Genomic DNA, 22,861 nt, shown 5'->3' on the forward strand with positions numbered 1-22,861 from the left:
GCTCTATAAGTGTCTGACAGGTTAGCCTATTTCTGGAACGGGTACGAGACTGGCGGTGGCAACGGAAGCGGCGTTATGCTGCTAATCTTAATACGGCGGGCATGGATAGCGCCCCGGTCTTGCGGGTAAACTCTCGCCCCTGTGACAGGGAACACTCACTTTATCTGGTCAGGGCAGCCATCCTTTGATGCGGTTATTCGGGACTCACATTCAAGCAGCAATCAGGTCGGTGATATGGCTGCTGTTATGGCAGGCGAGTTCTGTATTAGCCAACCAGGTTCGGGTGGAGGTCGAGGGGGATTACGACCAATTACAGGAGAACGCGGAAATCCTGCTGGGTGAGGTGCAGGACAGAACCGCTGACGGACTTCGCCGCTATGCCTCCAGCGCCGTCTCTCAGGTGGAAGAAGCAGTCCGGGCTCTGGGTTATTACAACCCGACCATTCGCTGGCAGGTCAATGAACAGGATGAAGCGTCGGCGGAGCTGGTGCTGACCATTATTCCGGGCGAGCCAGTGCGCGTGCGGTCCCGGCGTGTGGATATTCAGGGTCCGGGGGCAGACGATCCCGACCTGGTGCAAGACCTTCCGGAGCGCCCTCGGGAGGGTGACATTCTGAATCATGGTGAATACGACGGTTTACGGCAGGCGATACAGAACCGGGCTGGGCGCCTGGGCTACTTTGACGGCGAGTACGAGACCCGGAAGCTGGAAGTTGATCCGGACGCCAATACCGCCGATATTCTGCTCACCTATCGCACCGGTGAACGCTACCAACTGGGTGAAGTCACCTTTCTGGAAGGCCATGGTTTTGAGGAGCAGTTGCTGAGGCAATTTGTGACCACAGAGCCGGGCGAGCCGTTTCATGCTGACAAGGTGGCGCGGCTTAACCGGGATCTGTCCAACAGTGGGTATTTTTCTGGCGTCGACATTGATGCCTCACCTTCCCAGGCCGAGGATCGTGTTATTCCAGTGAATATCGGTCTGACCCCAAGACCTCCCAGGTCGGTCTCTGCGGGTGTCGGGTTCTCGACCGATGTGGGGCCGCGTTTCCGGGGTAACTGGCGCGAGCACTATATCAACCCCATGGGACACAAGAGAGGGGCGGACACCGAGCTGTCTGAGTTGCGTCAGAGTGTCAGTGGCTGGTACGAATTGCCTCTTGACCCGCCCATGACCGATTCCATCCGCCTGGGCACCGGGTATCAGCGGGAGCATGTGGAAGACGTTGAGTCCGAGCGCCTGACCTTCGGTCAGCAATGGAACCATCAGCTGGACAACGGTTGGATGCAGGTGTTGTCGATGCGCTGGGAGGGGGAGCGCTTTCGCATCGGTGACGGTGAGCGAGGGACCTCCAGCCTGCTTCTGCCGGGTGTGAGCTATTCGAAGCTGCAGGCGGATTCGCCACTGGATCCGTCCCGGGGATTTCGTTTACAGCTGGATGTCACCGGGGCCCACCGGGCTGTGCTTTCAGATGCGGATATTCTGCATGTCAATCTGCTTGCCAAGGGTCTGTATACCCTGGCTGACAACCATCGTTTTCTTGCCCGGTTCAACTTTGGCGGTGTTGCCACCAACAATTTTTCCGATGTGCCGCCCTCTCTCCGGTTCTTTGCCGGCGGTGATCAGAGCGTACGAGGGTATGGTTATGAGACGCTTTCACCGGAGGACAGCGATGGTGTGGCCGTTGGCGGTCGATATCTCATTGTGGGGAGTGCTGAGTACCAGTATGAGTTTGCCAGGAACTGGCGTGTGGCCGCCTTTGTGGATGAGGGTAATGCCGTGAACGATGTCTTTGATCCGCTGGCGACCGGTGTTGGGGTGGGGATTCGTTGGGTCAGTCCCGTGGGGCCGCTTCGCCTGGATGTTGCCAGGGGTTTGAATGAGGAGCTTGGCGGTGGCTGGCGGATTCACTTTTCCATGGGGCCGGAACTGTGACCGAGGCGCAATCCAGAAATACACAGGCCCTGGATGCCGAACCGGAAACCCGAAAATCCCGGCATTGGTGGTTCTGGCCGCTGGTTATTGTCCTGGTACTGCTGCTGGTGCCCCTGTTGCTGGTGGTTGCAGTTCTGCTGGCCCTGCGCAGTGAGACGGGAACCGCCTGGGTCATTGAACAGGTACCAGGCCTGCGGACGGAAGCTGCCGAGGGCTCGATGCTGGGGCAGTGGCGGGCCGATGGCCTGGTCTGGCAGGGCTATGGTGTTGGCGTGCAGGTGAGCGAACCGGAAATTGACTGGTCACCGTCGTGCCTTCTTGAGCTGACGGTATGTCTGGACACGCTCAAGGCGGCCAGTATCGCGGTTACTGTGCAAGAAACCCCCGACCAGGCTGATCAGCCACGAGGTGATATCCGGTTGCCTTCCGTCAATCTGCCCCTGGGTGTGAATATCCGTGAAGTCCGGCTCGGGGCACTAACGGTAAATGACAACCTGGTCTGGAATCGGGTCGAGCTGGATTCCCGGGCGTCGGGTGCCACCCTGAACATTGACCACCTTCTGTATGAACGCGGTGATATTCTGGTGACCGCCGATGGCCGAGCCGAGATGCGTCGGGACTGGCCATTGAATCTTTCAGTCAACGTTACCTTGCCACCGCCGAGCGGAGACGACTGGCAGATTGCCCTGGATCTGTCCGGCAGCGCCCGGGATCTTCGTGTGGCAGGCGCCAGCAGCGGCTACCTCGATGCCCGCCTTGAGGGGGAGATGGATCCGCTTGATGCCGATTTGCCGGCTACCCTGAAGCTTCAGTCGCCGGAATTTCGGCCGCACAGCGCCGTGCCTGAAACCCTGACGCTGGACCAATGGCGGCTGGAACTCGATGGTAGCCTGGCTCGGGGCTTCGATACCCGAACCCGGGCGATGCTGCCGGCGTCCACCGGGCCGGTGGAGGCGTCAGTTCAGGGTCTGGTGACCCTCCAAGGCGCTTCCGGCGTTGAACTTTCGATGATCGCCCGGGATCGGAAGGGCAATTCCGAAGGGCGCTTCGGCGCGAACGGCAATGTTTCATGGCGTGATGGTATTGATGCCAATGCCGACATAACCCTGGACGGGTTTCCCTGGTATGGCCTGATTCCGGGTCTGGAATCTCCACCGGTTGCACTGAACCGTCTGGATGGCCAGGTTCAGTACCGTGAGGGCCGTTATCAGGCGGAGCTGGACGCTTCCGTGGCCGGGCCCCTGGGGGAGGCCGAACTCACGTCCCGGCTGGTGGGCGACCTGCAGTCGGTGACCCTAAGCCAACTGGATATGACCACCGGTGCTGGCGCGCTTTCCGGCCAGGCAGAATTGGTGTTTTCCGGGCCTCTGGGCTGGGAGGCGCAGTTTGAGCTCGATCGATTCAATCCGGGTTATTGGGTGCCGCTGCTGGAAGCACGTTTGAACGGAACCGTGGCCACCAGAGGTCAGTTGCGGGACGGGGCACTGCCCGAGTTATTCGCCGATATCGACCTCAGCGGCCAATGGCGGCAGCAGCCAGCGCAGGCAAAAGGAAAGCTCTCCACTCAGGGCCAGGACTGGGTTGTGCAGACCCTGGCCCTTGCTGTTGGGGATAACCGGCTTGAGGGCAGCGGGCGGTATGGCGAATCCCTGGCGGGCGACCTGCGTTTTGATCTTGCCGCACCGCAACAGTTGTTGGCCGATCTTGCCGGGGAGGCTGCCGGACGGCTACGGCTCTCTGGCTCGCCGGAAGCTCCGGAAGGTGAGCTTTCTCTGACGGCGGGCAATCTTGCCTGGCAGGATCAGTTCCTGGTCACCGAGGCGCAGCTTGAAGCCGATCTGGGCGGTGACGGGAGGATTGACCTTGAGTTGTCCGGCACTGAGCTGCGTCTGGCTGGCCAGGAACTGGACAAAGTCGTGGCCTCGCTCAGCGGCACTCGGGAGCGCCACACTTTGGCTGTGCAAGCCGATCATCCCGAAGCCTCGATTGAGCTGGAATTCGACGGCGGGCTGGGAGAGCAACTGCCGGATTGGCGCGGACAGCTGGCCCGTGGCCAGATTTCAGTACCAGAGCCGGGGCAGGTCTGGCAGCTGGATACAGGGGCGGATCTTTCCTATGTGGCCGGGGCCCTTGAGCTTGGCAACCACTGCTGGCGCTGGCAGCAAAGCTCGGTCTGTGCTGGTGACCAGAGACTGTGGCCGGACTCCCGTATTGCCTATGAAGTGCGGGGTTTTCCTGCCAGCGCACTGGCGCCGCTGTTTCCAGAGACCTTCCGGTGGCAGTCGACCATAGATGCAGACATTGCCCTGACACTCACGGATGCGGGTCCCGATGGCACTATCCGGATTGATGCCGGCGCCGGAGAATTTGGTGTTCTGGTTCTGGACGACTGGCAGCCCATCACTCACGAGCAGCTAGTGGTTGAGGCCAATCTTAAACCGCATGAGGCCAATGTCAGCCTGGATTTCAGCGGCCCGGAACTTGGCCAGTTTGATCTGGATCTTGCTGTGGATCCTCTGGCCAATGACCGCACGGTTGATGGTGAATTCCGGCTCCAGGCCCTTAATCTTGCTTTCCTCTCGGCTTTTACCGGTATTGAAGACATTCAGGGGCGGGTTAATGGCAGTGGTCGTTTGAACGGTCCCTTGATGAAGCCTGACGTCACCGGCGAGCTGGTGCTTAGTGAAGGGCGAGTGTTTGATCCTGGCCTTCCCCTGCCACTGGAGGAATTGCTTGTAGTGCTTGAGTTTAGGGGGCAGTCGGCCGATATCAGCGGGCGCTGGAAAAGCAATGATCGCAGTAAGGGCCAGGTCTCCGGGAGCTTGGAGTGGGCACAGTCGCCGCAAGTCGCGATCAACCTGAAAGGCGAACGGCTGCCGGTGACGCTGGAACCTTATGCCCGGTTGGAGGTGGCGCCGGATCTGGATATTGCCTTCAAATCTGGAGAGCTGTCGGTCTCCGGCCGCGTTGAGGTGCCCAGAGGCGAAATCGAAATCCAGAGCGTTCCCCCATCGGCGGTATCGGTTTCCGAGGATGAAGTCATCGTGGGTGTCGAACGGGAAGAACCTGCCATTCGGTCGATGCTGATGGATGTGACGGTGGTGGTCGGTGAGGATGAGGTGTCGTTTGCCGCGTTTGGTGTCACCGGCAACCTCGAAGGCACGTTGCGCATTGGCAACAACATGGATACGCGGGGTGCGCTGCAGTTAGTGAATGGTCGCTATGAAGCCTTTGGCCAGGAACTGGACCTGCGCCGGGCACGGATTCTCTTTGTAGGTGCGCTGACCCGACCCTATTTGGACATTGAGGCAGTCCGTGAAGTTGATACGGTGGTTGCCGGGATCCGGTTATCCGGCCCGGTGGATGAGCCGGAAACGGAAGTGTTCTCGGAACCGTCGATGCCGCAGAGTGATGCCTTGTCGTACGTTATTCTTGGCCGTCCGCCCCGGGGCCAGGGGGATGAGGGGCAGATGAGCCGGGCTGCGTTGTCACTGGGTCTTACCCAGGCCAGCAAGATCACACAAGGTATTGGAAACGAGCTGGGTATCCGTAACCTGACATTGGAGGCGGAGGGTTCAGGGGAGCAGGCCTCCGTGGTGGCGAGCGGCTATATCACAGACGAACTAAGCCTCCGTTATGGTGTTGGCATATTTGAACCCATTACCACGGTAGCCCTGCGCTACGATTTGGGCCGCTACTTCTATCTGGAGGCCGCCAGTGGTCTGGCGGCCTCACTGGATATTTTCTATACACGGAACTTCTGAGTGGCCAGGTCAGTCCAGCTCGAAGGTGGCGCTGACGGTGGCCTGGATTTCCCTGGGGCCCACGCTTGAAACGGCGTCACCGACCATTTTCGATTCCGCTTGCATCATCGGTACCGGACGATGGCCGCCATTCACATTCAGACTGACCACTTCGCCACAACGTTGCTCGAGTTGCTTGGCGACAAACTCGCAGCGGCTTCTGGCATCGGCGATGGCCCTTGCCAGAGCCTCGCGTTCCAGCCCCTGCTCGTCTGAGTGGAAAAACTGGTGGCTGCCAAGATGATATTGCAGCCCCAGCTTGTTGGCTTCACCAATCAACGGATTCAGCAGATCCAGATCGTTGATCGAGAAGCTGACGGTCTGGCTTGCCACCGATACTCGCTTCGGATCCTGGCCTTGTTCCCGTACAGGAAGCATGCGAGTGTAAACGCTGAGATCGGCATCAGAATAGTCGTCCAGCTCATTACGATAGGCCGCAATGGCCTGGCGCCACTCGTCCATGGTGTCGGACACCTGTTCAGAGGCCTTTGCGGCATCCGGGTGCTCGGCCGTGACCGAGAACTGTAGTCTGGCGCTGTCTGGTTCGTAACGAACAATACCTTCGCCACTCAGGCTCACTTCTCCGGCACTGGCTGCCGCGGGTATTACGGTGACGGCGGCGGCGAGCGCAAGTGGCAGTCGACGTTTGATCATGGTCATTCTCCTTATGAGTGGAACTCCTGGCCTTCCCGGTTATCCAGTCGTTCCAGTTTCCGGGCCCGGGCAGCGTGCACAAAGTGGCTGAAGATGCGACGGTGCCCGGTGTGGTAAAGCAGGTATTCGGGGTGCCATTGCACTCCCATCAACCATTGTCGGCCGGTGTTTTCGATGGCCTGCACAAACAGGTCGTTGTCCACGGCCGTCACTCTGAGATTCTGTCCAAGGCGCTTGATGGCCTGGCTGTGAATGCGGTTGGCGCCAATCACGTGGCTGTACATCAGGCCTCCCAGACGGCTGTCCCGGACCAGGCGAACCGTTTGGAGGGGTAATAACAAAGGTCGATGTCGGGTATGTACCCGCAACGGGGTAACGTTCTGGCACAGGGACCCGCCGTGAAAGACGTTGATAAACTGTGCACCGCGGCAGATACCCAGCACCGGAATGTTAATCGCCTCCGCCTGGCGGAGAAGCTCGGTGTCGGTAGCATCCCGTTTCAGGTCATACCTGGCCGTCACCTGGGGTTGTTGACCATAGCGGCCCGGATGCACGTGGGTGCCGCCCGAGAGTACCAGCCCGTCCAGTAGTTCGACGTTGGTACGGTCGCCCGGGCGGATGTAGTGTGTTCTGGCGCCATGCAGGCGCAGGCCCAGGCTGATCAGCCGATGGGCCATACTTCGCCGGGCCGGGCCACTGATGCCGATGGTGAGGCCGGGGATGTCCGTTTCGCTTTCCCAGTCAGACATAACCGTGCTGATGCAGCCATTCATCGGTGGTCTCACGCCAGGAGCGGGTGAGATTGCGGAAGCTGAACTTCCGGGAGTCGTGGAATTCGCCCCGCAGGGCATCAAGATCCTGACGGTTGTTGGCAAGCTGCTCCAGCACTACCCAATCGTTCCAGACTGTGGAGAAGTGCCAATTGGGATTGTCGATATCACAATCCGGCAGCCGGTAGTGCAGAGTAGGACGACTTTTGATCCTGGGGTCCTGAACGTATTCGGACAACAGCGATTCGTTCAGATGAGCGAACAGTGGCAGAAGATCCAATGCCTTGTTCCGGGTAGGGTTGTAGTGCAGATAGTCCCTCATCAGTGTGTCCAGGTCAGGACGGTAATCGTCCGCCATCAGCTTGTCTGTGTAGCGGCTGCTCCAGGGCTCGATGTAGGTGGTGAACTTCCGGCTGATATCCAGCTGATGCCGGGACTTGAGCCAGTCATACAGCAGTGCGAACGCCTGCAGGTAACGTACCAGGGTCTCTGGTTCAAGATCGGGCAGTTCCGGGTTAAGTTGAAGCCCGAACGCAAAATAGATGGCCTCCCGGCTGCCTTCAGCACCCAGGTCTCGCAGTTCGTCTACCAGATTTTCGATCATGCCCAGAGCCGACATTGCGAGCGGTGGCCCCACAATCTCTAACGGCACAATCTTCTCGGCGGCAAAATCAATGACGTCCATGGCGTGGTTGCCGAGTTCCCGAATGGATTCCGGGAGCCGCTCGTCGGCAAGATCCAGGTCTTTGATAGGATCAGAGTCCAGCTCAATGGTGAATGCTCCGGCGTCCGTATCCAGTCGGGTGACATAACGGGATGTCAGCTCCGGCTCGCCCCCAAGCAATCGGGCGGCATGCTGGACCAGGGCCTCGTAGGTCAGGCCGGACAGTTCAATCTCAACCCCGACTTTTCGTTCCTGGCCGTCCCGGTTTGTCGTTTGTTCCGGCATCTTGCAGCGGTCGTGTGCGGTCATGGTTGTGTGTGGCTTCCCTGTGTCTGGTTTGCGTCACCATAACATACAGGCTGTTGGTCGCCCGTTACAGGAAGGAAACGAAACGTAGAGGGCTTTACACTGGATAAAACACTGTATATAGTCAGTTCACTGTATAAAAAAACAGGATCGAAATTCCGGAGCCCGACTGATGAAACTGACTGCAAGACAATCCCAGGTGCTGGACATTATCCGACGTTACGTGGATGAAACCGGCTACCCGCCCACCAGGGCTGAAATTGCCGCAGAGCTGGGATTCCGTTCCGCCAACGCGGCGGAAGAACATCTGAGGGCTCTGGCAAGGAAGGGCGCCATAGAGATGGTCCCGGGGGCCAGCCGAGGCATTCGCTTGCCGGAGGCCGAAGAGGATCTGGGCCTCCCTGTCATCGGGCAGGTTGCCGCCGGCAGCCCGATTCTGGCGCAGGAACATATTGAAGATCACTGCACGCTGCAGCCGGGCTTCTTCTCTCCTTCAGCAGATTACCTTTTGCGGGTACGGGGGATGAGCATGAAAGACATTGGGATTCTGGATGGTGACTTACTGGCGGTGCACAGTACCCAGGATGTGCATAACGGTCAGATTGTTGTCGCTCGTGTCGGAGAGGAGGTCACCGTCAAGCGTTTCCGCAGGGAAGGCAACAAGGTCTGGCTGATTGCAGAGAATGAGGAGTTTGCTCCGATTGAGGTCGATCTTGAAGAGCAGGAATTGTTTATTGAAGGTCTCGGCGTAGGCGTTATCCGCCGCTCCGATCTTCACTGAGTACCGTATTCGGCAGCGCATGGCGCAGGTAGGTGAGTAATGGAACAGTTGAGCTTCACTCAGAACATGGCATTTCAGCCGGCAGCTGTTGTTGCGGCTGGCGCGGTTTCTTCCTCTGGCCCAAAGGTGCCGGCGGCCAGGGCGACAGCGTCCGGTTCGGAGCGACGTTCAGAGTCTGGCTTCGGTGGCAATGTTACCGAGATTATTCTTCCAGAGGAGCAGGTGGAGAATTTCCAGTTGCTACTGCCAATGCTCACACAACTCAACCAGGAGAAACGTTGGCTGGCGTGGATTGATCCTCCCCAGTCCCTGGTGGCCAAGTGGCAGAAAATGCACGGCATTGTGGCCAGTGAGATTCTGGTGTTGCGGTCAACGGCAGAATTCCCGGCACAAGAGTTGGCTGAGCGAGCGCTGGGCGCAGGCACCTGCCATGCCGTTGTGCTCTGGACTCACAAGCTGGGCCGTGCGGCGCTGGAAACGTTGCAAAAGGCATCTGCCAAGGGTAATAGCCACGGTGTGGTGTTGCGCCAGAGATAACGGGTGCTCAATGCAAGGTGTAGTGGGGCTGATTGTCGGCGAACTCGCCTTCGTCCTCTTCCCAGTCAATGTCGTGGCTGATGTTGCCAGCGGCCTCGATGCCAGCGGCAATCATCGCCTTGGCGACGTTCATGTCCCGGTCTTCCAGCATTTCTCTGGCCTCGTCAGAGAATGAGATGCGCACAAGTGGAGCTGCGTCGTCATCAATCCGGCGAAGCGCGTAGTCGCCGTCGGCGAGTTGTACAATTTCAAAAAACGAAGGTGACATTCATTCAACCTATATCTGCTGTCAGCGTATGTTAATGGATTGGCTCCGGCAGGCGGATTACCACTCGCTGTGTTGCTCGTCTATCTCTCTGGTCAATACGGTCATGGCAGCCAGTATCTTGTTCAGAGCCTGAATGGACCGATCTGGCCCCTGATCCGCCGAAACCGCAATGATGTTTTCTTCCGTCACGGTTTTCCGTGTCTTGGGCGGTTCTCCAGCGGCAGCCTCCAACTGATTCAGCTGTTGCCACCAGCTGCCTGGTGTTTCAGCCAGTTCCTTCAACATCCCGCCTTCCGCAATCGCATAGGGAAACAGCGCTTCCAGCTCGTCAATGGAGGCCGGTCTGTCGACCTTGTTCTGGTGACATCGGGCAATCATTACCAGCAGGAGTCCGCGAGCCCGCAGCAACAACTCAATGGCACCTTGCAGTTGGGCTTCTCGTTCTGGCGCAGTCGCCGCTTCGTCTTGCTCAACCCGGACTAGTAACGTTTTGGCCAGAAACAGCTTTTGCGAAACCAGGGTGTGCCATTGTGATGCCATGAGGAAACCTGCGAACGAAAAACCAGAGAAACAGGGCCGGTAAAACTTTGGGAGTTTATCATTTTTGGCTGTTTATTTCTCGCTCTATCCGCTTTGTGGAAATGCTCTTGTCACAAGAAACTACAAACAACCACTTGAAACGGGCGTTTGAAACTGGCACAAAGAGCGTCAAATTGGGTGAGTATTGACCACTCATGTGACTCACGCTGGAGGTTGAGGATGCGAAACCGATTTATTGCTGCCATCGCAGTTGCTGTTATGGGGGCGTCCAGTCCGCTGTTGGCAAAGGTAACACAGGCTGAAGCCGCGCGCCTGAACAATGAGCTGACACCGGTTGGTGCCGAGCGCGCGGGCAACGCGGCGGGCACCATTCCAGCCTGGGATGGCGGGCTTGCCACGCCACCGGCGAATTGGCGCGAGGGGTCTGTAGAAATCAATCCGTTCCCTGGCGATGACGCCCTGTATGTGGTGACGGGGGATAACCTTGATCTTTACCGGGATAAGTTGTCGGACGGCCACATCCGGATGCTGGAGCAATATGGTCCGGCATTTTTCATGCCGGTGTATGAAACCCGTCGGACAGCGGCGTTTCCCGAACATGTATACGAGAAGTTTCGCCAGAATGCTCTGACCGCCGAGCTGCTGGATAATGGAAACGGGGTAAGAGACACCATCATGACCAGTCCGTTCCCCATTCCACAGAATGGTCTGGAAGCGATCTGGAACCACATTCTCCGGTATCGTGGTGAGGAAGTGTCCTTCCGTAGTGCTTCAGCCACCCCTCAGGAAGACGGTTCCTTCAACCCGGTGGTCAATCACTATGATTATTTCCTCGCGTACAGTCAGGTAGGCGCGGATCTTGCCGATATCGACAACAAGATCTTCTACCTGAAAACCGAGACGATCGCCCCAACCACGCTGGCGGGCACCATCACCCTGGTGCACGAGACTCTGGATCAGGTTCGTTCACCTCGCCTTGCATGGCGTTATGACGCCGGCTCCCGACGCCTGCGCCGTTCTCCGAACCTGGCCTACGAGACAGACCTGCCGAATTCGTCCTCTCTGCGTTCGGTAGACCAGAAAGATATGTATAACGGCGCTCCAAACCAGTATGACTGGGAACTCAAAGGTAAACGGGAGCTGCTGGTTCCCTACAACGGATACAAGCTTCACGATTCCAGTGTTCGCCCTGAGGACGTCATCCGCCCCAACCACATCAACCAGAGTCTTGCTCGCTATGAGCTGCATCGGGTGTGGGTGGTAGAGGCCAAGCGTCGTACCGGTATCGGCCACATTTATGAGCGCCGTGTATTCTACATTGACGAAGATAGCTGGCAGATTCTGGTTTCTGAGGAGTACAACGAGAAGGGCGAGCTATGGCGCGTTTCCGAGGCTCACAATATCAGCTACTACAGCGAGCCGGTCTTCTGGACCACCATGGAAATGACGTATGATCTGAAGGCAAATCGTTATTACATTGATGGTCTGGACAATGGTTACCCCGCCTATGATTTCGCGCCGGGGTATCGTGGTAACGAGTTTACCGCCTCTGCGGCCCGTCGCGCTGCACGGCGTTAACCGTCCGCTTGCGGGGCGCCATTGTTTCCGGTGGCGCCCTTTCGTTGGCCAGTCTGTCCCGCAGACCACGGAGATTGCTGATGGCCAACCCTGAAAACCTCCTTTCCGATCTGGATCAGCTTCAAGACGAATTAACCCTGGCCCTGGACAACCAGGATTGGGAACGATTGGGCCAGCTTAATGCTCGGGTTCGACCGACGGTGGAACCGTTGATGGCTGAGCTCGAGCAGGGCCGACTTGATGCCACACTGGTGCGAGAGCGACTGGAAGCGCTGAATCGTTTTGTGGCCGAGGCCGATGCCGCCGCTGTGAAGGCCCGCGACGAGGCGAAAGCCTCATTGAAGGGGGTCAGCCAGAACCGTAACGCCGCCAAAACCTATCAGAACGTCTCCTCGAATCGTCAAAGATAGCGTCATAAAATTGACTCGGGCCGGCATACGGTCTTAAATACCGCACAAATCCATGAAGAGATTCCTGTGAATGTCCAAAAATAACAAAGTGCTGGTGCTGAGTGAGGATGAAACCAGGCGACGAGATCTGGTCACCATTCTGGAGTTTGTCGGTGAAGAGCAGGTGATTTCCGGCGACGAGGCTTTGGCGCTTTTGGCGAGTGACGATGATCAGGCCTGGGATAGTGTTTCAGTGGCGGTCGTCAACGGCACCGAATCCGGCGCCTGTTCCGCCATAGAGCAGGTATGCCGAGCCATGACGGGTGTGCCAGTGTTGCTGGTTGGCGACCCTGAGCTCAAGGGTTTGTCAGAGGACGATGCGGCACGAGTGATTGCGCGGATGGAATGGCCGCTGAACTACACCAAGTTCGTGGATTCCCTGTACCGCGCACAGATCTATCGGGACCAGTTCAGCCGCAACCAGCAGCGCGGCCAGCAGCGTGGTGTGCAGCTGTTCCGCAGCCTTGTGGGAACCAGTCGTAAAGTCCAGCAAGTGCGCCAGTTGATGGAGCAGGTGGCCGACAAGGATGTGAGCGTGCTGATTACCGGAGAGTCCGGTACTGGGAAGGAAGTGGTTGCTCGCAATCTGCATTACCATTCTTCCCGCCGCGATAAGCCCTTTGTGCCGGTGAACTGTGGTGCCATTCCGGCAGAGCTGCTGGAAAGCGAGCTCTTTGGCCATGAGAAAGGCGCGTTTACCGGTGCCATTACGGCGAGGGTAGGGCGCTTTGAGATGGCGGAAGGCGGAACCTTGTTCCTGGATGAAATTGGCGATATGCCCCTGAACATGCAGGTGAAGATACTGCGGGTTCTGCAAGAGCGCACCTTTGAAAAAGTGGGCAGTAACCGCACCCAGACCGCTGACGTACGGGTGATTGCGGCGACCCACAAGCATCTTGAGGACATGATTGAATCCGGTGATTTCCGGGAGGATCTGTACTACCGGCTGAACGTGTTCCCCATCGAAATGCCGGCACTCCGGGAGCGAGTCGAAGACATTCCACTGTTGATCAACGAGCTGATTTCCCGGATGGAAAAAGAGAAGCGTGGTTCATTGCGGATGAACTCGGCGGCCATCATGAGCCTGTGTCGTCATGATTGGCCGGGCAATGTCCGTGAGCTGGCTAACCTGGTGGAGCGTCTTGCCATCATGCATCCCTATGGCGTGATCGGAGTGCAGGAATTGCCGAAGAAGTTCCGCTATGTGGATGATTATGACGAGAATCGCCCGGTAGAGGATTCCGGTATGCCCTCTTCCATACCAGGCCTGGTGGGGCTGGATGCGCCAGCGTTGCTGCCGGTGAACGGCATTGATCTGAAGGATTATCTCTCCAATCTTGAAAAGCAGTTGATTCAGCAGGCTCTTGATGAAGCCAGCGGCGTAGTAGCCCGCGCTGCCGAGAAGCTGCGGATACGGCGCACGACGCTGGTGGAGAAAGTGCGAAAGTATGGTCTGAGGGACGACTCAGAAGAAGCCTGATGACACCGGGGTTGCCGGTAAAAGGTGGCGTCAAAGGTTTGTAACCTGCGACGCCATTGTTGTTTCTGGCCGACGGTAATTCGTCACCCTGGGTATCGTTGATTTCGTTACTGTTTGAAAATAAACAATAAATACTAATTGGCACGCTGTTAGCTTTAACCTTTCCGAACAAAAGTATTGATGGCCCCGCCGGGCCTGTCAGGGGGAAAGGTTATGAGCCACGCACATGTCGTTATGGAGTCCCGCCACCAGCCGGATGCCAACGCTGCGGCTGATGTCAACGACAAGGTGACAGCACTGTTTCCACAGCAGGACGATGAGGCTGTAGATTCTGCGCTGGAACTGTTCAATCGCATGTCTCGGCAGATTACCGATTCCTATCGCACACTCGAGTCTCGGGTGAACCAGCTGTCCGGTGAGCTGTCTTATGAATCGCGACAGCGCCAGCAGGAGCTGGAGCAGAAAGAGCAGCTGGCAGATCGCCTGTCTACCTTGCTCAATGCTTTGCCTGCGGGCGTGGTGGTGCTGGACAAACATGGTACTGTCAGCCAGAGCAACCCGGCCGCCATTGCCTTGCTGGGCGAGCCACTGGAGGGCGAGCGCTGGATTGACGTTATCCGCCGCTGTTTCGCACCCCGTAACGATGATGGCCATGAGGTGTCCCTGAAGGATGGTCGCCGGGTCAGCATTGAGATCCGTACCATGGAGAATCAGCCGGGTCAGTTGATCCTGCTGACCGATCTGACTGAAACGCGCCAGCTCCAGTCGCAACTGGCTCATGCCCAGCGCCTCTCTGCCATGGGCAAGATGGTTGCCTCCCTGGCCCACCAGATTCGCACACCGCTGTCCGCCGCCATTCTTTATGGCGGCCATCTGAGCCAGTCGGATCTTGATGAAGAGCTGCGTCAACGTTGCGCCTCCCGGCTGATGTCTCGCCTGACCCACCTGGAACAGCAGGTTCGTGACATGTTGATCTTTGCCCGCGGCGAAACCCGGCTGGCGGAAGAGCTGGATTCGTCGCGTCTGGTGGAAGCACTCGAGTCTGCCGTGGACGGCCTCAAGCTTGCGCCGGGCGTGCAAGTGACCCTCGACAACCAGGTGCAAACGCCTTGCCGGCTGATGTGTAATCGCGATGCCCTGGTCGGCGCCTGTACCAATCTTGTGAATAACAGTCTGGAGGCGGGGGCAGCCGACGTTTCAATCGTCGTTTCCGCTACCTCTGGCCGCCTGGAAATCCGGGTTTCCGATAACGGGCCCGGGTTCGAGCCTGGTGAGGCAGGTCGGATTATGGAAGCCTTCTACACCACCAAGTCCCATGGCACCGGCCTCGGGCTGGCCGTGGTGCAGGCTGTGGTCAAGGCCCATCAGGGCGAGTTTTCGATTTCATCCCCCGGACAGCAAGGCGCCGACGCGATAGTTCGGCTGCCTATTCTGACAGCCCGGTTTTAAAGAACAGGTTGGAGGTGCATAGCATGGCAAAGGCCCAGATTCTGATTGTGGAAGATGACCACGACCTGCGCGAAGCTTTGGTAACGACGCTGGAACTGGCGAAATTCCAGGTGCGGGAAGCGGCCAGCGCTGAAGATGCGCTGGCAAGCCTGGCCCGGGCGCCGGTCGATATGGTGGTCAGCGATGTCAATATGCCCGGCATGTCCGGCCATGAGTTGTTGGCGGAAGTTCAGCGCTTGTATCCGGGGCTGCCCATGATGCTGATTACCGCGTACGGCCAGATCAGCCACGCGGTGTCTGCCATGCAATCCGGTGCCATCGATTATCTGGTCAAGCCGTTTGAGCCTCAGGTTCTGGTGGAAGCGGTCAGTAGGGTCGTGGGCGGAAGCCGCCAAAAGGCTGGCGATGAGCCGGTGGCTGAGGATCCGGTCAGTAAACGCATGTTCCAGTTGGCCGCGAAAGTGGCGGCCAGTGATTCCACAGTGATGATTTCCGGTGAGAGTGGTACCGGTAAAGAAGTGTTGGCCCGCTATATCCATCAGCAGTCACCCCGAGCGGATGAGCCGTTTGTCGCGATCAACTGTGCCGCTATTCCGGAGAATATGCTGGAAGCCATTCTGTTCGGTCACGAGAAAGGTGCATTCACGGGTGCCGTTGCAGCCTCCCCAGGTAAATTCGAGCAGGCCAATGGCGGAACCATCCTGTTGGACGAGATTTCCGAAATGGATCTTGGTTTGCAGTCCAAGCTGCTGCGAGTGTTGCAGGAGCGGGAAGTGGAGCGCGTCGGTGGTCGCAAGACCATTCAGCTGGATGTTCGTGTGCTGGCGACCACAAACCGTGATCTGGCGGACTACGTGCGCGAGGGCAAGTTCCGCGAAGACCTTTATTATCGATTGACGGTGTTCCCGATGCGGTGGCAGCCTCTGCGGGAGCGGCCGCTGGATATTCTGCCCCTGGCCCGCTCACTGCTGAAAAAACATTGCCGCAAGATGAAGCTGACCGGCATCACCCTGGCCGAGGATGCCCGTAAGGCACTGATGGCTCATGCCTGGCCGGGTAATGTCCGGGAACTGGACAATGCCATTCAGCGGGCGCTGGTGTTGCATCAGGGTAATGTAATCCACGCCGGCGATCTTTGTCTGGAGGTTGGGATTACCGGTGCCTCTGACTTTGGTGCACCCGCCGAGCCGTCCATTTCCGCCAGATCCATTGAGGTCCCAGCGGCCGACTTGCCAGACCCCGAGGCGGGGCTGGAAGCGGATTCAGCGGCTGATGAGGCGATTGGCTCACTCGGAGATGATCTGCGCCAACAGGAGTTCCGTATTATTATCCAGACCCTCAAGAAAGAGCGTGGCAGGCGCAACCGGGCAGCGGAGCAACTGGGCATCAGCCCGCGAACGCTTCGTTACAAACTGGCCCAGATGCGAGATGCCGGTATCGATCTTGATGCGGAGCTGGCCATGGCCTGAGTCAGGGCCTTTGTTGTCGACCTTATACTCCTTCGGGCACCCTTCGGGGTGCCGTTTTTTTACCCGCCTGCCTGGTCTTCTTTTTCGGTCTGGTTTCATCCCTGTCAATTCTTTGTCGCGCAGACGCCTTCCGCTGCGCAATGATTTATTAACCCGTTGAAATAAATGGTTTAATTGTTTCTGGCCTGTTGCTTGCTTTCAGTTCATTTGAGTCAGCAACAAGTACAGACCCGACAGGGTCGCCGGGAGAGTGTGATGGTTCAACGTGCCGACATAAACAATGTTCTGTCTGAGATCCGGAATCTGCGTACCCAGATGATGCAGAACCAGAGGATTGAACAGGATCAGTCCGTACGTGGCCGCATCGATGGCCCACGACAGGTTCAGGAAACCCAGGAAGTTCCCAGCTTCAGCGATATGCTGGGCAAGGCCGTCAACAATGTGCACGAGGTCCAGAGTCAGGCCAGCGAACTCAGGACGGCCTATGAAATGGGCGATCCGAATGTGGACATTACCCGGGTAATGATTGCTGCCCAGAAATCTTCGGTGTCTTTTGAGGCTCTGACCCAGGTGCGTAACCGGGTTGTGCGAGCCTATGAAGACATCATGAATATGCCGATCTGATAACGGAGCAACAGCATGGCAAGCGTACCTGCGGAAACCGCCGCCTCTGACCTGCCGGCTACTCAGGAGTCTGATACTCCGGAGAGCCGTAGCAATCTTTTGCTCGGATTCAACCGATTGAATCTGCTGCGCCAGGTCGGGCTTATGGTCGGGCTGGCCGCCAGCGTGGCACTGGGTGTAGCTGTGGTGCTCTGGGCCCAGGAGCCCAATTACCAGCCGGTGGTGGGGGATCTGTCTGCTTACAACCCGCAGGACGTGACCACCATCCTCGACAGCAACGGTATCGATTACAAGATGGACCCCCGCACCGGAGCATTGCTGGTGCCGTCTGAACAGGTCTATAGCGCGCGCCTCAAGCTTGCTGCTGAAGGCGTAACCGACCAGAAGACCATGGGCTATGAGTTGCTGGACCAGGAACGTGGTCTGGGAACGTCCCAGTTCATGGAAACCATCAGCTACCGGCGCGGACTGGAGGGCGAGCTGGCCCGGACCATCGCCGCCATGCGTGGTGTTCGAAATGCCCGGGTGCACCTGGCCATTCCCGAGCGTTCGGTGTTTATCCGGGATGCCCGTGAACCGACCGCCTCGGTATTCCTTGAAGTGTTTGCGGGCCGTCGCCCTGAGCCTGAACAGATTCGGGCCATCGTCAACCTGGTGGCCGGCAGCATTCCGATGATGAACCGGGATCAGGTGACTGTGGTTGACCAGAACGGCAATCTGTTGACGGGCGATGAGGTTCAGGCCGAAACAGACCGGATGAAAGACCAGTATGAATACACGTCCAGGGTTGAAGAGCGGCTGACCCGCCGTGTCGCCTCATTGATTGGCCCGATTGTCGGGGAAGGGCGTTACCGCGCGGAAGTCACCGCCGACCTCGACTTCTCTGCGGTCGAGCGTGCCGAGGAATTATACAATCCGGAGCAACAGGCGGTGCGTAGTGAGCGCGAGTTGTCTGAGCAGCGTGTGGCGGGAGCCCAGGGTGGTATTCCCGGCGCGCTGGCCAACCAACCGCCAGGGGCTGCGACGGTTCCGGAGCAGGCCACCGCCGCCCCGGGAGAAGATGGCGCTCCTGTAGCTCCGCCGGTGAATGTCCGGAGTGAATCCACCCGGAATTATGAACTGGATCGTACCGTCAGCTACACCCGTCAGGAGCTGGGTGCGGTCAAGCGGGTGACCGTGGCCCTTGCCGTGGATGACATGAAAGTGGTCGACCCGGAAACCGGCGAGGTGAGCTATCAACCCTGGCCAGAGGCCGAACTGCAACGGCTGAGCATGCTGGTGCGTGATGCGGTTGGCTATTCCGCGTCCCGCGGAGACAGCGTTACCGTCATGAATACCGCGTTTGCCCCTGAGGAAGCGGTGGAGTTTGAAGCTCCGGGCTTCTGGGAGCAGCCCTGGTTCTGGGATTTGATGAAGCAGGTATTGGCAGGACTGGTCATTCTGATTCTGGTTCTTGGCTTGCTGCGCCCCACCCTGAAGACACTGTCCGGTGGCGGTCGCCGCGAGCGTGGTGAAGGCGGAGAAGAGGGTGAGTATGGTGGCCTTGCTGATATTGAAGGCGGGCAGGCACTACGCGATGCCATGTCGTCTCAGGATGACCTGCTTTTGCCGGGCGCCACAGACAGCTATGATAGACAGTTGAATGCACTCAAAGGCCTGATTGCGGAAGATCCCGCCAGGGTTGCACAGGTTATGCGCCAGTGGGTGAATGTCGATGACTGAAGAAAACGGCCAGTTGCAGGGGGATGCCCCGAAAAAGCCGCAGCGCAAGATTCCGCGAGTGGAGCAGGCAGCGATCCTGCTGATGTCTCTGGGTGAAGCGGACGCTGCTGAGGTGCTCAAGCACATGGGGCCGAAAGAGGTTCAGCGGGTTGGCGTCGCCATGGCGCAGATGAAAGACGTCAGCAAGGACGACGTCACCTACGTGCTTAACCAGTTTGTGGACGCTGTCGGCGGCCAGACCGGTTTGGGGGTTGGTAATGACGATTATATCCGGGCGATGCTCACCCAGGCGCTGGGTGATGACAAGGCCGCGAGCCTGATTGACCGAATCCTGATTGGCGGCAATACCACCGGCCTGGATACTCTTAAGTGGATGGAGCCCCGGGCTGTGGGCGATATTATCCGTTACGAGCATCCCCAGATTCAGGCCATTGTTATCTCCTACCTAGACCCGGACCAGGCCGCTGAAATTCTTGGCACACTTGATGAAAAAGTGCGACTGGATGTGATGATGCGGGTGGCGTCGCTGGAAAGCATTCAGCCACAGGCCCTGCAGGAACTGAACGACATCCTTGAGAAGCAGTTCTCTGGTGGCGCGGCCTCCCAGACCAGTCGGATTGGTGGCGTGAAGCGAGCGGCCGATATCATGAACTTCATGGATCGGGGGATTGAGGGCTCGTTGATGGATTCCATCAAAGACATGGATCCGGATCTGGCGTCCACCATTGAAGACCTCATGTTCGTGTTTGATAACCTCAAGGATATTGATGATCGGGGTATTCAGGCGCTGCTTCGAGAGGTCTCCTCGGAGGTGCTGGTGGTGGCGCTCAAAGGTGCCGACGAAGCCGTCAAGGAGAAGATCTTCAAGAACATGTCCAAGCGTGCTGCGGAGTTGCTGCAGGATGATCTGGAAGCCAAGGGGCCGGTCAAGGTCAGCGAAGTCGAAGCGGCCCAGAAAGACATTATCACCGTTGCTCGCCGTATGGCTGAAGCCGGCGAGATCTCGCTGGGTGGTAGTGGCGAAGAAATGATGTGATGAAAGATTCCGATCAGGACAGCAAGCGCATACCGAAAGAACAGATGACCGCCTGGGAACGGTGGGAATTGCCCCTGCTTGATGAGCGCGGAAACCAGGTTGTCGAGGAAGAGGAAGTCAAGCCGCTGACCGCGGCCGACCTGGAAGAGATTCGCCAGGCTGCCCGCGAGGACGGTTTTCAGGAGGGCCGGCAGGCCGGTTACGCGGAAGGCTTTGAGCAGGGTCGCGCAGATGGGCACAAAGATGGCTACGCCGCAGGCGAGGCGGAGGGGCGGAGCGAGGGCGAGCAGCAGGCAGCGGAGCAGACGCGTCAGGAAGTTGCCTCCCGGATGGAACGGCTGGAGCATCTGATGGGTGAGCTGTTGTTGCCCATCGAGCGCCATGAAGACGAGCTGGAAGCGGTGCTGGTCAACCTCACTACCGTATTGGCCCGGGCGGTGGTCTTCCGTGAGCTCAGCATTGATTCATCCCAGATTCGCCAGGTGGTGCGTCGGGCTCTGTCGTCACTGCCCTCTACCGCCGATAATCTCCGCATTCATATTCACCCCGACGATATCGAGCCGGTACGGGAAGTGACAGAGCGCCTGGAATCACCGGCGGTCCTCATTGAGGACGACTCTCTCATGCCTGGTGGCTGTAAAGTGGAATCGCGCCATAGTCTGGTGGATTACACCGTGGAGAAGCGCTTCCAGCGGGTGGTTCAGGCTATGCTGGAAGAACAGCTGGCGGAGCCTGTCGGTCCGGATCAGGAGGAGCTGGCACCCAGTATGGGGGAGCTGACCGATTTTCACCGGGATGTGCTGAGTGATTCGGGCATGACATCACCGCCAGAATCCGAGTCTGACGAATTCAACGACCAGGGCCAGGACGATGACATCACGCCTGGCTGAACGGTTACGGCAGCTTCAGGGGGCCATCAGCGACGAGCCGGCGCCAGAATTGTCTGGCCGGCTTACGCGCATGGTGGGTCTCACGCTGGAGTGCGTGGGTTGCCCGATGGTGGTGGGGGACCGTTGTCTGATTCAGGGTGATAGCGCCACCAGTGTTGAAGCGGAAGTGGTGGGGTTTGAGGAAGATAAGGTTTACCTGATGCCGCTGACCGCCATCGAAGGTCTCAAGCCTGGAGCCCGGGTGATTCCTCTGGCCTCGGCCAGCAGGGTGCCGGTGGGCCCGCAAATGCTGGGGCGAGTGGTCAATGGTGCCGGCGACCCGTTGGACGGCAAGGGACCGTTGCAGGCAGAGGCCAGAGTGCAGCTGACCGGCGACATCATCAACCCATTGAACCGGGCTCCGGTGCGTCAGTCAATGGATGTGGGAATCCGTGCAATCAACGCGTTGCTGACCGTAGGGCAGGGGCAGCGTCTCGGCCTGTTTGCCGGCAGTGGTGTCGGTAAGAGTATGCTGCTGGGAATGATGACCCGGTTCACGGATGCTGACATTACCGTGGTTGGGTTGATTGGTGAACGGGGCCGGGAGGTCAAGGAATTCATCGAGGACATTCTCGGCGATGAAGGCCTGGCTCGTTCCGTGGTTGTAGCCGCTCCGGCAGATGACTCGCCGTTGATGCGCCTGCGCGCTGCCATGCTCACCACCCGAATTGCCGAATACTACCGCGATCAGGGTAAGCGCGTTCTTCTTTTAATGGATTCTCTCACCCGCTACGCCCAGGCACAGCGGGAGATCGCCCTGGCCGTTGGCGAACCACCGGCGACCAAGGGGTATCCGCCCTCGGTTTTTGCCAAGCTGCCGCAACTTGTTGAGCGCACAGGCAATGGCCGACCCGGCGGTGGTTCCATTACCGCGTTTTATACCGTTCTGACGGAAGGCGACGATCAGCAGGATCCCATTGCCGACGCAGCCAGGGCCATCCTTGATGGTCACATCGTCTTATCCCGGCGGCTGGCGGAAGAAGGCCATTATCCGGCGATTGATGTGGAGGCCTCTATCAGCCGGGTAATGCCCCAGGTGACTGATTCTGAGCATTTCTCCCGGGCCCAGAGATTCAAGCAGGTTTACTCCCGTTACCAGCAGGCCCGTGATCTGATCAGTGTGGGTGCCTATGTGAAAGGTTCCGACCCGGAGACTGACTTTGCCATCCAGCACATAGGCAATATGAGCCAGTTTCTGCAGCAGGGGCTGAATGAAAGTGCTCCCCTCACGGAGGCGATTGAGCAACTGATGGCGGTAGTGCCGGAACGACGTTCACCGGAACGAAGAAAGACGGCGGTGCCGAACCCCGCCGGCAATCGGGATAATGTCTGATGCTGCGATCGAAACGGCTTGAAGTTGTCCTCTCCCTTGAAGAGCGGAAAGAACAGGAAGCGTTGGAGCGCCTTGGTGAGGCCCGTAAGCAGGTGGAGGCGCACCGCGAACAGGTGGAAAACCTGGAGCGCTATCAGCAGGAGTATCGTGACCAGATCCGCGCGAGCCAGCAGGGTGTTGTTCCTGTGGCGCGGCTGCAGGCCTGGCAGGCTTTTATCGCCCAGTTGGACCAGGTGATTGCCCAGCAACAGCGGCAGCTGCAACAGGCTGAACAGGTGTTTGAAGCCAGGCGCCGGGAGTGGCAACAGGCCTGGGAACGTCGCCGTGGTATGGAAAAATACATTGAGTCCTGTCGGCAACAGGAACAGCGGGAACAGGATCTCAGAGACCAGAAACTGGCGGACGAAGCTGCCGGTCGGGCCTTTGCCCGGCGACAGCGATAATTGTAGTCCCCGGTGATCTGCATCAGATAACCCGGATGCAATTTCCGTTTATTTGACTATCCTTTACCAGATAAGCTTGCCATCAATGGC

Annotated in this window: 20 protein-coding genes; 15 read left to right on the forward strand and 5 right to left on the reverse strand. The window is 58.3% G+C overall.

Annotated elements, in window-relative coordinates; all coding sequences use genetic code 11:
• Positions 1–187 precede the first annotated feature (187 nt).
• Both QPL98_RS00210 and QPL98_RS00215 read left to right on the forward strand, forming a co-directional pair.
• Positions 188–1,936 (forward strand): autotransporter assembly complex family protein, encoded by a 1,749-nt coding sequence (locus QPL98_RS00210; protein ID WP_303292426.1) that lies wholly within the window; start codon positions 188–190, stop codon positions 1,934–1,936.
• Positions 1,933–5,700 carry a translocation/assembly module TamB domain-containing protein gene (locus tag QPL98_RS00215; protein ID WP_303292427.1) on the forward strand — a complete coding sequence of 1,256 codons (3,768 nt, stop codon included), beginning with the start codon at positions 1,933–1,935 and terminating at the stop codon, positions 5,698–5,700. Before QPL98_RS00210 ends, QPL98_RS00215 begins: the two co-directional genes overlap by 4 nt.
• A 9-nt stretch (positions 5,701–5,709) precedes the next feature.
• On the opposite strand, the gene QPL98_RS00220 is transcribed toward QPL98_RS00215, so the two are convergent.
• The 3 genes from QPL98_RS00220 to QPL98_RS00230 are packed head-to-tail and all read right to left on the reverse strand — an operon-like array spanning position 5,710 to position 8,136.
• The gene (locus tag QPL98_RS00220; protein WP_023009851.1) at positions 5,710–6,393 is read right to left on the reverse strand and encodes an SIMPL domain-containing protein; all 684 of its coding nucleotides are present in this window, start codon (positions 6,391–6,393) and stop codon (positions 5,710–5,712) included.
• 11 nt (positions 6,394–6,404) lie between these two features.
• Complete coding sequence (locus tag QPL98_RS00225) at positions 6,405–7,142, reverse strand: gamma-glutamyl-gamma-aminobutyrate hydrolase family protein (RefSeq protein WP_031210454.1); 738 nt, start codon at positions 7,140–7,142, stop codon at positions 6,405–6,407.
• On the reverse strand, positions 7,135–8,136 hold the full coding sequence (locus tag QPL98_RS00230) for an amidoligase family protein (protein WP_022991632.1): 1,002 nt from the start codon (positions 8,134–8,136) through the stop codon (positions 7,135–7,137). Before QPL98_RS00230 ends, QPL98_RS00225 begins: the two co-directional genes overlap by 8 nt.
• A 166-nt stretch (positions 8,137–8,302) precedes the next feature.
• Between QPL98_RS00230 and lexA the strand changes: the two genes are divergently transcribed.
• Both lexA and QPL98_RS00240 read left to right on the forward strand, forming a co-directional pair.
• Positions 8,303–8,914: a transcriptional repressor LexA gene (lexA, locus tag QPL98_RS00235; RefSeq protein ID WP_303292736.1), complete on the forward strand. Its 612-nt coding sequence runs from the start codon at positions 8,303–8,305 to the stop codon at positions 8,912–8,914.
• Between the two features lie 39 nt (positions 8,915–8,953).
• Complete coding sequence (locus QPL98_RS00240) at positions 8,954–9,451, forward strand: cell division inhibitor SulA (protein ID WP_303292428.1); 498 nt, start codon at positions 8,954–8,956, stop codon at positions 9,449–9,451.
• Positions 9,452–9,458: 7 nt separating this feature from the next.
• On the opposite strand, the gene QPL98_RS00245 is transcribed toward QPL98_RS00240, so the two are convergent.
• Positions 9,459–9,719 carry a hypothetical protein gene (locus QPL98_RS00245; protein WP_011785479.1) on the reverse strand — a complete coding sequence of 87 codons (261 nt, stop codon included), beginning with the start codon at positions 9,717–9,719 and terminating at the stop codon, positions 9,459–9,461.
• Between the two features lie 57 nt (positions 9,720–9,776).
• Positions 9,777–10,259, reverse strand: coding sequence for a DUF6586 family protein (locus tag QPL98_RS00250; protein WP_022991631.1), 483 nt, complete (start codon positions 10,257–10,259; stop codon positions 9,777–9,779).
• Between the two features lie 219 nt (positions 10,260–10,478).
• Between QPL98_RS00250 and QPL98_RS00255 the strand changes: the two genes are divergently transcribed.
• The 11 genes from QPL98_RS00255 to fliJ all read left to right on the forward strand — a co-directional run bounded on the left by QPL98_RS00255 (position 10,479) and on the right by fliJ (position 22,771).
• On the forward strand, positions 10,479–11,837 hold the full coding sequence (locus QPL98_RS00255) for a DUF1329 domain-containing protein (RefSeq protein ID WP_113878964.1): 1,359 nt from the start codon (positions 10,479–10,481) through the stop codon (positions 11,835–11,837).
• Positions 11,838–11,917: 80 nt separating this feature from the next.
• Positions 11,918–12,247 carry a hypothetical protein gene (locus tag QPL98_RS00260; RefSeq protein WP_022991629.1) on the forward strand — a complete coding sequence of 110 codons (330 nt, stop codon included), beginning with the start codon at positions 11,918–11,920 and terminating at the stop codon, positions 12,245–12,247.
• Positions 12,248–12,317: 70 nt separating this feature from the next.
• Complete coding sequence (locus tag QPL98_RS00265) at positions 12,318–13,766, forward strand: sigma-54 dependent transcriptional regulator (RefSeq protein WP_011785475.1); 1,449 nt, start codon at positions 12,318–12,320, stop codon at positions 13,764–13,766.
• A 213-nt stretch (positions 13,767–13,979) separates the two neighbouring features.
• Complete coding sequence (locus QPL98_RS00270; RefSeq protein ID WP_303292429.1) at positions 13,980–15,215, forward strand: PAS domain-containing sensor histidine kinase; 1,236 nt, start codon at positions 13,980–13,982, stop codon at positions 15,213–15,215.
• 23 nt (positions 15,216–15,238) lie between these two features.
• A complete protein-coding gene (locus QPL98_RS00275; protein WP_303292430.1) occupies positions 15,239–16,684 on the forward strand; it encodes a sigma-54 dependent transcriptional regulator in 1,446 nt (481 codons plus the stop codon).
• A gap of 255 nt (positions 16,685–16,939) precedes the next feature.
• On the forward strand, positions 16,940–17,308 hold the full coding sequence (fliE, locus tag QPL98_RS00280; RefSeq protein ID WP_011785472.1) for a flagellar hook-basal body complex protein FliE: 369 nt from the start codon (positions 16,940–16,942) through the stop codon (positions 17,306–17,308).
• Between the two features lie 15 nt (positions 17,309–17,323).
• A complete protein-coding gene (gene fliF / locus QPL98_RS00285; protein ID WP_228223357.1) occupies positions 17,324–19,030 on the forward strand; it encodes a flagellar basal-body MS-ring/collar protein FliF in 1,707 nt (568 codons plus the stop codon).
• Entirely contained in the window at positions 19,023–20,066 is a 1,044-nt protein-coding gene (fliG, locus tag QPL98_RS00290; protein ID WP_011785470.1) for a flagellar motor switch protein FliG, read from the forward strand. Before fliF ends, fliG begins: the two co-directional genes overlap by 8 nt.
• Entirely contained in the window at positions 20,066–20,956 is an 891-nt protein-coding gene (locus tag QPL98_RS00295; RefSeq protein ID WP_141067566.1) for a flagellar assembly protein FliH, read from the forward strand. The genes fliG and QPL98_RS00295 overlap by 1 nt, the downstream gene beginning before the upstream one ends.
• The gene (gene fliI, locus QPL98_RS00300) at positions 20,937–22,328 is read left to right on the forward strand and encodes a flagellar protein export ATPase FliI (RefSeq protein ID WP_011785468.1); all 1,392 of its coding nucleotides are present in this window, start codon (positions 20,937–20,939) and stop codon (positions 22,326–22,328) included. The genes QPL98_RS00295 and fliI overlap by 20 nt, the downstream gene beginning before the upstream one ends.
• The gene (gene fliJ, locus QPL98_RS00305) at positions 22,328–22,771 is read left to right on the forward strand and encodes a flagellar export protein FliJ (protein ID WP_011785467.1); all 444 of its coding nucleotides are present in this window, start codon (positions 22,328–22,330) and stop codon (positions 22,769–22,771) included. The genes fliI and fliJ overlap by 1 nt, the downstream gene beginning before the upstream one ends.
• Positions 22,772–22,861: the final 90 nt, after the last annotated feature.

This window comes from Marinobacter sp. ST-43, from assembly GCF_030541085.1.
Taxonomy (GTDB): Bacteria; Pseudomonadota; Gammaproteobacteria; order Pseudomonadales; family Oleiphilaceae; genus Marinobacter; species Marinobacter nauticus.